At 63.4% G+C, this 11,359-nt stretch carries 13 protein-coding genes; 4 read left to right on the forward strand and 9 right to left on the reverse strand.

Translation table 11 applies throughout. The features are described from left to right. Together EOC93_RS29965 and EOC93_RS29970 are read left to right on the forward strand one after the other, a co-directional pair. Positions 1 to 237: YebC/PmpR family DNA-binding transcriptional regulator (locus EOC93_RS29965; RefSeq protein WP_206532288.1), on the forward strand; the 237-nt coding region annotated here is incomplete at its 5' end. A gap of 61 nt (positions 238 to 298) precedes the next feature. Next, positions 299 to 625, forward strand: coding sequence for a SelT/SelW/SelH family protein (locus EOC93_RS29970; protein ID WP_127206419.1), 327 nt, complete (start codon positions 299 to 301; stop codon positions 623 to 625). A 31-nt stretch (positions 626 to 656) separates the two neighbouring features. On the opposite strand, the gene EOC93_RS29975 is transcribed toward EOC93_RS29970, so the two are convergent. Continuing rightward, complete coding sequence (locus tag EOC93_RS29975) at positions 657 to 1,136, reverse strand: anthrone oxygenase family protein (protein WP_127206420.1); 480 nt, start codon at positions 1,134 to 1,136, stop codon at positions 657 to 659. A 1-nt stretch (position 1,137) separates the two neighbouring features. Then, positions 1,138 to 1,971: an NAD(P)H-binding protein gene (locus tag EOC93_RS29980; protein ID WP_127206421.1), complete on the reverse strand. Its 834-nt coding sequence runs from the start codon at positions 1,969 to 1,971 to the stop codon at positions 1,138 to 1,140. 124 nt (positions 1,972 to 2,095) lie between these two features. Here EOC93_RS29980 and EOC93_RS29985 point away from each other — a divergent pair, with 124 nt between their 5' ends. Continuing rightward, positions 2,096 to 2,737 (forward strand): TetR/AcrR family transcriptional regulator, encoded by a 642-nt coding sequence (locus EOC93_RS29985; RefSeq protein WP_127206422.1) that lies wholly within the window; start codon positions 2,096 to 2,098, stop codon positions 2,735 to 2,737. A 68-nt stretch (positions 2,738 to 2,805) separates the two neighbouring features. On the opposite strand, the gene rpmE is transcribed toward EOC93_RS29985, so the two are convergent. Beyond that, positions 2,806 to 3,027 carry a 50S ribosomal protein L31 gene (gene rpmE / locus EOC93_RS29990; protein WP_006327661.1) on the reverse strand — a complete coding sequence of 74 codons (222 nt, stop codon included), beginning with the start codon at positions 3,025 to 3,027 and terminating at the stop codon, positions 2,806 to 2,808. A 200-nt stretch (positions 3,028 to 3,227) separates the two neighbouring features. On the opposite strand from rpmE, the gene EOC93_RS29995 reads away from it, so the two are divergent. Further along, positions 3,228 to 5,030 carry an ABC transporter transmembrane domain-containing protein gene (locus EOC93_RS29995; protein WP_127206423.1) on the forward strand — a complete coding sequence of 601 codons (1,803 nt, stop codon included), beginning with the start codon at positions 3,228 to 3,230 and terminating at the stop codon, positions 5,028 to 5,030. Between the two features lie 34 nt (positions 5,031 to 5,064). Here the strand turns inward: EOC93_RS29995 and EOC93_RS30000 are convergent, their stop codons facing one another. The 6 genes from EOC93_RS30000 to EOC93_RS30025 all read right to left on the reverse strand — a co-directional run bounded on the left by EOC93_RS30000 (position 5,065) and on the right by EOC93_RS30025 (position 11,156). Next, the gene (locus EOC93_RS30000; RefSeq protein WP_127206424.1) at positions 5,065 to 6,552 is read right to left on the reverse strand and encodes a carboxypeptidase M32; all 1,488 of its coding nucleotides are present in this window, start codon (positions 6,550 to 6,552) and stop codon (positions 5,065 to 5,067) included. Positions 6,553 to 6,824: 272 nt separating this feature from the next. Then, positions 6,825 to 7,247 carry a hypothetical protein gene (locus tag EOC93_RS30005; protein ID WP_127206427.1) on the reverse strand — a complete coding sequence of 141 codons (423 nt, stop codon included), beginning with the start codon at positions 7,245 to 7,247 and terminating at the stop codon, positions 6,825 to 6,827. A gap of 398 nt (positions 7,248 to 7,645) precedes the next feature. Next, a complete protein-coding gene (locus EOC93_RS30010) occupies positions 7,646 to 7,942 on the reverse strand; it encodes a hypothetical protein (protein WP_348627368.1) in 297 nt (98 codons plus the stop codon). A 357-nt stretch (positions 7,943 to 8,299) separates the two neighbouring features. After that, positions 8,300 to 9,331, reverse strand: coding sequence for a peptidoglycan -binding protein (locus EOC93_RS30015; protein ID WP_127206426.1), 1,032 nt, complete (start codon positions 9,329 to 9,331; stop codon positions 8,300 to 8,302). Between the two features lies 1 nt (position 9,332). Continuing rightward, on the reverse strand, positions 9,333 to 10,358 hold the full coding sequence (locus tag EOC93_RS30020) for a MotA/TolQ/ExbB proton channel family protein (RefSeq protein WP_095487693.1): 1,026 nt from the start codon (positions 10,356 to 10,358) through the stop codon (positions 9,333 to 9,335). Positions 10,359 to 10,463: 105 nt separating this feature from the next. Next, positions 10,464 to 11,156 carry a hemolysin III family protein gene (locus tag EOC93_RS30025; RefSeq protein ID WP_126104529.1) on the reverse strand — a complete coding sequence of 231 codons (693 nt, stop codon included), beginning with the start codon at positions 11,154 to 11,156 and terminating at the stop codon, positions 10,464 to 10,466. Between the last annotated feature and the right edge of the window lie 203 nt (positions 11,157 to 11,359).

Genomic DNA, 11,359 nt, shown 5'->3' on the forward strand with positions numbered 1-11,359 from the left:
ATCTATTGCGCCTTCGAGAATCTCGGCGAGGTGTCGAAGGCGCTGGAAGGCGCGCTCGGCGAGGCAGAGTCGGTGAAGCCGATCTGGAAGCCGCAGACCAACATTGCGGTCGACGAGGAGCGGGCACAGTCGCTGATGAAGCTGGTCGCGACGCTCGAGGACGATGACGACGTGCAGAGCGTCTACGCCAATTTCGAGGTCGACGACGAGACCATGGCGAAGCTCAGCGCGGCATGAGCGGAACTCAGCCAGACATGAGCGGAGCTCAGTCCGAGATATGAGCGGAGCTCAATCTGACATGACCGAAAAGCCGCTGCCGACCATCCGCATCATCTATTGCACGCAGTGCCAATGGCTGCTGCGGGCCGGCTGGATGGCGCAGGAGCTGCTCTCGACCTTCGGAACGGATCTGGGCGAGGTCACGCTGGTGCCCGGCACCGGCGGCATTTTCACCATTTCCTGCAACGACACGCTGGTCTGGGACCGCAAGCGCGACGGCGGCTTTCCCGATGCCGCAAAGCTCAAGCAGCTGGTTCGCGACGTCATCGATCCGGACCGCGATCTCGGCCATGCCGACCGGAAGGGCCATAAGTCAAAAGACCCCACATCAAAAGACTCTGCCTGACGTAGGGTCTTTTGCGTTTCTACCCCTGCATTCACCGCCATCCCATGATGAAGCAGCCCAGAGCTGCGATGGCGGTGATGGTGCGGACATGGTTCCACATCACCCAGTCCCTGAGATAGGTGGTCCACACGGCGGCGCCGTTGGCGCTTGCCGGATCGACGGCGGCCAGAGCGTTGTTGAGCGGCACGTTGAAAATCATGGTCACGATCAGGTTGCCGACGAGATAGATCAGGGCGCCAGCGAGAAGCCACAACGAACCCGGCTGGTTCCAGCCGAGGATGGCGCCGACGGCGAGGACAAGGCAGATCAGCCCTGTGCCGAAAAGCGCGGTCATGAATATCGGCGTCACCGCGGTGACGTTGATCGAATTCATCGCGGCGATGCCTCCCGCGGCAGGCATGCGGGCGAGGCCCGGCATGACGAAGCTGGAGAAGGCGAAGAAGACACCAGCGACGACGCCGGAGCCGAGCGCGGCGATGAAGGTGAGGGTGGGAAGCAGTTTCATGATCATGTCAGTTGCTCCAGATGCCGGTAGCGGCGGTTTCGGTTACATAGGCGGAAAAATCTTTTGGGGCGCGGCCGAGCACGCGCTGGACGCCGTCAGTCAGCGCCTCGTTGCGGCCGTCGAGCACCTCGATGAACAGCTCGTTGAGCAGCCAGGCGAACTCGGCCGGCAGCTCGTACCCGGCTACCGCTGCGGTGAACTCGGCATGCGAAATCCTGACAAACCGGATGTCGCGACCGCTCGCCTTGCCGATCTCGGCGACCGCGTCGGCGAAGCTCAGCAGCCGTGGCCCGGTCAGCTCGTAAAGCTGGCCGATATGGCTTTGCTTGGTAAGCACCGTCACGGCGGCGTCGGCAATGTCGTCAGCGTTGACGAACGGTTCTCCGACATTGCCGACCGGCAAAGCCACCTCCCCGGCGAGCAGCGGATCGAGCAAAAAACTCTCGCTGAAGTTCTGGGAAAACCAGGCGCAGCGCAGGATCGTCCAGTCGGCGCCTGAGACTTTCAGCATCTCTTCGGCACGTTGCGCTTCCGTTTCGCCGCGCCCCGACAGCAGCACCAGCCGGCGCACACCGCGCTCCACGGCAAGGTTGGCGAAGGCGCCGACCGCTTCGGCCGCACCGGGCACCGCAAGATCAGGATAGTAGCTGATGTAGACGGCGCCGACACCATCAAGCGCAGGTTCCCAGGTCGTGTCGTTTTCCCAGTCGAAGGGCGGCGTGCCCGAGCGCGAGCCGATCCGCACCGGCAGGCCCTGCGCCGCCAGCTTGTCCGCGAGACGACGGCCGGTTTTGCCTGTGCCGCCGAGGATCAAAGTCGGTTTTTTCGCTGTGTCGTTCATGGTGGTTCTCCTTGCTTGCAAACATGAGTTTTCCTCACATTTGCAAAAAGTGATAAACCCTCGTATTTTGTGAGTCAAGCCAGTTTGTTGGCCAATTTGTTGGATCATTCGCCAGGAGACAGTGATGGAAGGCTCGACCGTATCGGGTTCACAGGATGGCCAGATCGCGTTGCCGCGCCGGGCGCCAAGCCAACAGCGCAGCCGCGAGCGGGTCGAGCGGATGCTGGCTGCCGCCTCCGCGCTGATCGCCGAGCAAGGCAGCGATGCCATGCGCATGGGCGAAGTGGCGGAACGGGCCGGCGTGTCGATCGGATCGCTCTACCAGTTCTTCCCGGACAAGCGGGCGATCATCTGGGCGCTGGCCGAGCGTTACACCGCCGAAAGCCAGGCCTGCATCTCAGCGGCGCTGGCAGATGTCATCGATGCCGAAGGCCTGCGGCGGGCATTTTCGGAGCTGGTGGATATCTATTACCGGCTGTTCCTAGCGTCGCCTGTCATGCGCGACATCTGGTCGGGCACGCAGGCCGACAAGGCGCTGCGCGAACTCGAGCTCGCCGACAGCCGGGCCAACGCTGACTTCCTCACCGCCGTGTTGAAGCGGCTGCGGCCTGCCGCCGATCCGGCGGCGTTGGAAACGACGGCATTTCTCATCTGGCAGATGGGCGAGGCCACCATGCGGCTGGCAATCTCGGTCGAGCGGCAAGAAGGCGACGACCTGGTCGCCGCCTACAAGCGCATGGCGCTGCGCGAACTGGTCGGCGAATAGGCCGCATTTCGGCAACAAAAAAACCCGCCACGAGGGCGGGTTTCTTCGATCCGAGAAAGGCCTGCGGCTTAGAGGCCGAAACCTTCGAAACGCTTCTTGAACTTCGACAAGCGGCCGCCGCGATCGAGCAGGGTCTGCTGGCCGCCGGTCCAGGCCGGATGGGTGGTCGGGTCGATGTCGAGGTTCATCGTGTCGCCTTCCTTGCCCCAGGTCGAACGGGTCATGTATTCGGTGCCGTCGGTCATGACGACCTTGATGGTGTGGTAGTCGGGATGGATGTCGGTCTTCATTGTGCTATTCCTGGTTCGCCGGCGCTGACGGGCATAAAGCCTGCGTCGATGCGCCCCTTTTTAAAACTCGAAGCCGCAGCTATTGAGGAGCCACGGCTTCTAAAACGGTCGGCGAGCCTATACATCAGCCGGAATTGAATCACAAGGCCGCGGTAAGCGCATATTGAGGCGCATACCCATAAGAGCCAGAGGAAACGGTCATGGCGCACACTAGCGGCGATGCAGACGAGCGTAGGCGCTCGCTCAAGCCGCTGCGGCGCCTGTTCCCCTACATCACCCGCTACCGGAAAATGGTCATTGGCGCGGTCGTCTCGCTGACCGTCGCGGCGGCGACGACGCTGGCGCTGCCGCTGGCGGTGCGGCGGATGATCGACCACGGCTTTTCCGCTTCCGATTCCAGTTTCATCGCCGAGTATTTCGCCATGCTGGTGGTGATGGCTGCCTTGCTCGCTGCGGCGTCAGCCAGCCGCTACTATTTCGTCATCACGCTCGGCGAGCGCGTCGTCGCCGACATCCGCAGCGATGTGTTCCGCCATGTCACGACGCTGTCGCCATCCTTCTTCGATACCGCCCAGTCGGGCGAGATCGTGTCGCGGCTCGCCGCCGACACGACGCAGGTCAAGTCGGCGGTCGGTGCCACCGCTTCGGTGGCGCTGCGCAACGTCATCCTCGGCCTCGGCGCCGTGGCGATGATGGTCTTCACCAGCCCGAAACTGTCGGGCCTCGTCATCGCCGCCATTCCGGTGATCGTGCTGCCGCTCGTCGCCTTCGGCCGTTCGGTGCGGCGCAAATCCCGGCTGGCGCAGGACACGCTGGCCGACGCCACGGCCTATGCCAGCGAGCAGATCGGCGCGGTGCGCACGCTGCAGGCCTTCACCAACGAGAAGCTCGTCACTGGGCATTTTTCATCTGCCGTGGAAACCGCGTTCGAAGCGGCGCGATCCTCGATCTTTGCCCGCTCCTTCCTCACTTTCTTCGCCATCTTCATGATCTTTTCCTCGGTGGTGGCGGTGCTGTGGTTCGGCTCGCGCGACGTGCTTGACGGCACGCTGTCGCCGGGCACGCTCGGCCAGTTCCTGCTCTATTCGGTGTTCGCCGCCGGCGCCCTCGGCGCGCTGTCAGAAGTGTGGGGCGAGCTTTCCCAGGCGGCGGGTGCTGCCGAACGGCTGACCGAGATCCTGGCCGAGAAGCCCGCGATCCAGGCCCCCGCGCATCCGAAACTGCTGCCGGCGACGGCCAGAGGCGCAATAAGTTTCGACGACGTATCGTTCTCCTACCCCGCTGGGCCCGACCGCGCCGCCGTCCACGGCCTGAGTTTCCAGGTCAAGCCCGGCGAGACGGTGGCGATCGTCGGCCCGTCCGGCGCTGGCAAGAGCACCGTCTTTTCGCTGCTTCTGCGCTTCTACGACCCCGAGACGGGCAAGATCATGATCGACGGCGTTAACGTGCGCGAGGCCGACCCCGTCGCCATACGAGAGCGCATCGCCATCGTGCCGCAGGATGTCACCATTTTCGCGGCCAGCGCGCGTGACAACATCGGCTTCGGCCGTCCGGACGCCAGCGACGCCGAGATCGAGGCGGCGGCCAAGGATGCGCTTGCCGACGAATTCATCCTCAAGCTTGAGAAAGGCTATGACAGCCAGGTCGGCGAGCGCGGCGTGACGCTGTCCGGCGGCCAGCGCCAGCGCGTGGCGATTGCCCGCGCGATTCTGCGCGATGCACCGATCCTTCTGCTCGACGAGGCGACCTCGGCGCTCGACTCCGAAAGCGAGACGCTGGTGCAGACGGCGCTGGAACGGCTGATGCAGGACCGCACCACGATCGTCATCGCCCACCGGCTGGCGACGGTGCTGAAGGCCGACCGGATCCTGGTCATGGATGGCGGCTGCATCGTCGAGGAAGGCACCCACCAGAGCCTCGTCGCCAAGGGCGGCATCTATGCGCGGCTGGCCAAGCTGCAGTTCGAGACCGGGGCGAGTGCTTTCAGAGGTGCTGCCGAGTAGACAGGGGTATCTGCGCCGCGATTCTACTGCCGCCTCACGCCGCTCCATACCGCTTGCGCAAGTGATCGGTGAAGTGTGCGGCGTTCAGTTTTTCACCTGTCGCCCGTTCGAGCAGCTCCGGCGTCGACCAGCGCGAGCCTTGCGACCAGATCTTTTCGCGACGCCAATTGTTGATGGCGCTGAAGTCTCCCTTGGCGAGATCCTCGTCGGCGGAGGGATGGTCTCTGGTCAGCGCCGCCCATTGCTGCGCCGCCATCATGGCGCCCAGCGTGTAGGACGGGAAATAGCCGAAGGCGGCACCCGGCCAGTGCACGTCCTGCATCGGCCCGTCGGCCGGGTTGTCCGATGTCGACAGACCGAGATAGTCGCGCATCTTGGCGTCCCAGGCCTCGGGCAGGTCGGCAGCCTCCAGCCGCCCCGAGACAAGCTCCTGCTCCAACTCGAAGCGCAGGATGACGTGCAGCGGATAGGTGACCTCGTCGGCGTCGACGCGGATCAGGCCGCGCTCGACCCGATGCACATGCGGCAGGATGTCGTCGATCGACCAGGCCTCGCCGAGGTGCCTTTCGACCACCGGCAGCGCCCAGCGCCAGAATTCCGGATTGCGACCGATCTGCTTCTCGACGAACAAGCTCTGGCTTTCATGCACGGCCATGCCGCGCGCCTTGCCGAGCGGCCAGTGCGCCCACGACTTCGGCAGGTTCTGCTCGTAAAGCGCGTGGCCGGTCTCGTGCAGCACGCCCATCAGCGCCGACAGGAAGTCGGTCGTCTTATAGCGGGTGGTGATGCGCACGTCGCTCGGCACGCCGCCGCAGAACGGATGATGCGACACCGAAAGCGAGCCGTGCGTCAGATCGAAGCCGACCGCCGCCATCATGGCGAGGCCAAGCTCGCGCTGCTTTTCGATCGCATAGCTGCCCGAAAGTGGCTTCAGCGGGCGCTTCGTCAGCCGCGCCTCCTGCACGGCCAGTGCCTCCGGCACGAAATCCCTGAGGAAGGTCTTCAACTCAGCGAAGACCGGCGTGATGTCGGCGGCGCGGTTGCCGGGATCATATTGCTCCATCAGCGCGTCATACGGATCGAGGCCGAGCACGTCGGCGCGAAGCGCTGCTTCCTCGCGCACCAGCGCCACGACGCCTTCGAGCGCCGGCAAAAACCCTGCCCAGTCGTTTTTCGCGCGCAGGTCGCGCCAGAGCTGCTCGGAGCGCATGCGCGCCGTCGTTTGGCGCTCGACGAATTCGACCGGCAGGCAGGTCAGGTTGGTGTATTGCCGCCTGAACTCCTTGACCGCTGCCTGCTGTTCCTCGTTCAGCGTTTCCTGTTCGGCCGCCGCGATCCAGTCGGCGATCTCCGGCGCGGTCGCTCTGGCGTGATGCATGCCGGCCAGCGCCGACATCGCCTCGGCGCGCTTCTCGCCGCCGCCGACGGCCATGTGGGTCGCCTCGTCAGCACCGAGAATGGCGAGCGCATGTTCCAGCGCTTCGAGCTTGTGGCCGAGGTCGTCGAGTTTTTGAAAGGACATGGCAGGTTCCGCTGAATTTGAACGGCGGGAAAAGATACCAATGCGTCGGCATTGGCAACCCTGAAGGCCGTTTTGCGACGGGGCGCTTTGATCGCGCCATACCTCGACGTGATCCGGCGGAAGCAAGGGCATCCTGCGGAAGCGAGGACGGCGTGATCAATATCGCCTCGCCGGCCTTTGCGCGTCCCAAAAGGATGCGCGGCGCTGTCATGAAAGAGGCGCCCGCGGGGCAAAAACCCCGAGGGCGCCGGGCAGTCCATTCCTCGATATGATCAGCCGTTTGGATTTCCGCCATCGGTGTAGTCGCCGATGTTGGAGGCGTTACCAGTGTCGAACAGCAGCGCCTGGTCGACATTATCGAGCCGGCGCAACAACTGCCGGTATTGCGCGCCCGGTATCCTGCCATGATCTGTCGTAGCCAGTCTTTCAAAGGCCTGGCTGATATGGGCCGCTCGCATGTGCAGCCTTTGTGCCTCGGCCGGCGTGATCGTGTTCTCCTGCCTTGCGTCCGCGATGCCCTTGTCCACGCCCTGAACTTGATCGATCAAGCCCGTCACGCGCGGACCGGAGAAAACGGTCGGCGTGGCCTCGTCGAGGGCGCCTTTGTGATGTCCGGCAGCGTAGGCGCCCGCGAACGGAACGGCGATGAGAAATGCGGTGAGGGTTGCAGTCCTGAGAGTCTTGAAAGAGCGCACGGCGGCGTCTCCTTTTATCGGGGAAGACGGCGGCTTGGGTCGCTCCACCTTCCGGTCACGGGCCGTCCGGTTCCGTCGCGTCGCGATGAGGGAGGGCATCGCCGGCGGTTCTCGGCCTTGCAACGGAAGCTAGGAGCGGGCCGCAGCAAAGTGTAATTAAAAAAAGATAATCTTTTCAGGCCTTGTTGACCACGAACCGGCGCCCTAGCTGGCGCCGCTCCGCCACAAATCGCCCCCCGGACCGATGTCTGGTGTCCCGCATTCCCCACAGCATTCGAGATAAAAGCCTGCCGACAAGCAACGAAGGCCCGCATCAGCGGGCCTTCGTTGCGGAAGGGATCGTGCGCAAAATCAAAGGATCATGCGCAAGATCAACTGCGGCGCTGTAATGGATGATTTCAGCCCCTTGGATAATTTGGGCCGTAGCCGTTTGGATAATATCCGCCATCGGCGCCGTTGCCGATAAGGAAGGCGCTGCCGGTGGCAGCCCGCAGCTTTTGGCTCACATCATCGAGCTGCGCCAGCAACTGCTGATATTGCGTGACCGGTATCGTTCCATCTCGCGCCGCCCTCTGGGCGGCCCGATCAAGTTGGGTGATCTGCGTGCGCAAGTCACGCGCCTCGCCCGGCTCGAGCTGGTTCGCCTGCATGGCGGCCCGGATACCCGTATCCACGCTCTGGATCTGATTGATCAAAGCTGTCTCACGCGGGCCGGCGTAGGCGCCAGCAAACGGAACGGCGACGAGAAGTGCGGCAAGCGTTGCAGTCCTGAGGCTTTTGGGCCTGAGGGTTTTGGGAGTGAAAGAGCGCATGGTTGCGTCTCCTTTTACTGGGGAAGGCGGCGGTTGGGACGCTCACCTTCCGGCCGTGGGCCGTCCGGTTCCGTCGCGTCGCGATGGGCGGTTCCACCGCCGGCGGTTCTCGGCCCCTTGGTACAACCTAGGAGCGGTTCTCGGCAAAGTGTAATCAAAAAAAGGTAATCTTTTCAGACCTTGACGGTCTGCGCTGGCACGCTAAATCCGCGCGTTCGCCCTGAGCCTGCCCGGTCTGGATCAACGCTCGGTCAGTTTCAGCTCGATGCGGCGGTTCTTTTTGCGCGCGTCTTCGGTGTCGGCGGGGTCGAGCGGCTGGAATTCGCCGAAGCCGGCCGCAACCAGCCGGTTGGCCGGCACGCCGTTCTCGATCAGGAACTTCACCACCGAGGTCGAGCGCGCCGTCGACAATTCCCAATTGTCGCGGTAGCGGCCGGTGCCGGACAGTGGCTTGTCGTCGGTGTGGCCGTCGACGCGTAGCACCCAGTTGATCTCCGGCGGAATCTCCTTCTGCAGGTCGATGATGGCGTCGGCGAGCTTCTTCATCTCGACCTTGCCGGCGTCGTTGATCACTTCGGAGCCTGTCGGGAAAAGCACTTCCGACTGGAAGACGAAGCGGTCGCCGACGATGCGGATGTTCTCGCGGTCGGCGAGGATTTCGCGCAAGCGCCCGAAGAAGTCGGACCGGTAGCGGTTCAGTTCCTGCACACGTTGCGCCAGTGCGACGTTCAGGCGGCGGCCGAGATCGGCGATCTTGGTGTTGGACTCGCGATCGCGCGTTTCGGACACGTTGAGCGCTTCTTCGAGCGCTCCGATCTGCCTGCGCAGCGCCGCGATCTGCTGGTTGAGGATTTCAACCTGGCTCAGTGCCTGCTGGCTGATCTGGCGCTGGCTGTCGAGTTCGCCCGAAAGTGCCGTGGCGCGCTGGTTGGCCGCGTCGCCGGCACCGGCGCCTTGCGCCAGCAATTGCTCGAGCCGGCTCTTTTCCGCCTCCGACGCCGACAGCGACGCCTGCAAATTGGCGAGCGAATCTTCCTTGTCCTGCGTCGTCGAGCGCTCCAGCGCCAGAAGCTGGGTCAGTTCGTTGATCTGCAAATTGAGGCGGTTGAGCACCGTGTCCTTGCCGGAGATTTCGCGACCGAGCAGGAACTGCGCCAGCACGAAGACCGTGAGCAGGAACATGATCGCCAGCAGCAACGTCGACAGCGCGTCGACGAAGCCCGGCCAGTAATCGATACGGCGATCAGTACGCCTGCCCCTGGCGAGAGCCATGCTAATGGACTCCAGGCTTCTTCAGGGCGTCGGCGATCTTCTCCAGCGTGGTGCGCATCGCCTTCTGCTCGTCCGATTGGGCCTCGACCCAGTCGCGCATGATCTGCTGCTCCGAGCGCATGTTCTTGACCAGGCCCGAAATGCCGTCGGCAAGGTTGGCCATGGCGGTGGCGACGCGCGGATTGGCGCCGCCGCCATTCTCCTGCATGTTGCGCAGTTTTTCAGACAGGACGCGGATCTCGTCGGAGGATTCGGTCTTGGCTGGATCGGCGACGACGATGTCGGACGACAGGTCGGTGACCGAGGACAGCCAGTTTTCGAGCTCGGTGTAGAAGCGCGTCTGGGCGCGGCCAGCCTGCAGGTCGAGGAAGCCGAGCACCAGGGAGCCGGACAGGCCGAACAGCGAGGACGAGAAGGCGGTGCCCATGCCGGCCAGCGGCGCGGAAAGCCCCTGCTTCAGCGATTCGAGCACGGCGGCGGCATCGCCGGTGCCGGGATCGAGCGACTCGATGGTTTCGCGGATCGAGCCGATCGTGTTGAGCAGGCCCCAGAAGGTGCCGAGCAGGCCAAGGAACACCAGCAGCCCGACGAGGTAGCGCGAGGTGTCACGGGTCTCGTCAAGGCGGGTGGCGATCGAATCGAGCATGGTGCGCATCGAGCTGGTCGAGAAGGCGATCGTCGACGAGCGGCCGATCATCGCCTTCATCGGCGCCAGCAGCACCGGTTCGGTGGTTTCGGAGCCGGCCCGAAATGAGTTGACCCAGCGCACTTCGCGAAACAGCCGGCCGACCTGCACGAAGGCCAGCAGGATGCCGACGACAAGCACGCCGATGATCAGGCCGTTGAGGCCGGGATTGGTGACGAAGGCGCTCGAGATCTGACGGGTCAGGATGGCGGCGATGAAGGCGACGATCATCAGAAAGATGACCATGGTCAGGAGAAAGACCTGCGGGCTCGACAATTTGTGCGGGTCGTACATCAGAACGTCGGAGCGTTTGCCCATGCCGAAAGATTTGAAAAAAGTCATCCGTGTGCCGTTTCCGATGCCGCCGATCACGTTGAGCGCGACTCTAAACGGAATTATGACGAAATTGAATGGCGTGTGGCAATATTGCCGACCGGATCATTGGCGTTAGAGTCGATTGATGACCAGGCAGTCGACCATGGCTGCCAGATGCAGGCCGGCGCCGGTGACGACAAAGCCGTGCCACAGCGCAGTGTGGAAGCGCAGGCCCTTCCAGGCGAAGAAGATGACGCCGCAGGAATAGACGATCCCGCCGGCAACGATCAGCGCGATCGATGTCGTCGGCAATGTCTGGACGAGCGGCTCGACAAGAACGATGCCGCTCCAGCCGATGGCGAGATAGAAGACGATCGCCAGCCGGTCGAAGCGGCCGGGAAGAAGCACTTTGATGGCGATGCCGATCGCTGCAGCAGCCCAGACCAGGACGATCATCGAGATGGTCAGCGGCGAGCCGTCGAGCTGCGCGAGGAAGGGCGTATAGGTCGCGGCGATCAGCAGGTAGATCGCGGCATGGTCGAAGCGCCGCAATATCCACTTGGCTGGCGACGACACCGGCCACAGATTGTAAGCCATCGACACCGACAGCACGGTGAGCAGCGAAACCACGTAGAAAGCGGCGGCAATGTATTCGCCCGGACCGGTATGGAAGGCGGCCAGCGCCAGCAGCGCCGAGCCGGCGGCAATGGCGAGCACGATGCCGACCGCATGGACGATGCCGTCGGCGATCATTTCGGCGCGCGAATAGTGCCAGCGTCCCATAAAGGGGATTTCGATCTGGGATTCTGGCCCGATATCCGTCATGAACAATCCTGCATCACCTCTTATCTGGGCGGATGCAGGACAGTATTTCAAGCTTTGGTTGCGGTTTTGCGACTGCGGCGGTTCAGCGCGCCAAGTCCGCTAGAGCCCGATCCGATAGAATCGGGATGGGCTCTATCTTTTTGATCTAGCGCGGCGCCACCGGCTTCCGGACGGTCTTCAACAGCGCCCGCTGAATGATCTCG

It is taken from the genome of Mesorhizobium sp. M6A.T.Ce.TU.002.03.1.1, from assembly GCF_003997275.1.
Taxonomy (GTDB): Bacteria; Pseudomonadota; Alphaproteobacteria; order Rhizobiales; family Rhizobiaceae; genus Mesorhizobium; species Mesorhizobium mediterraneum.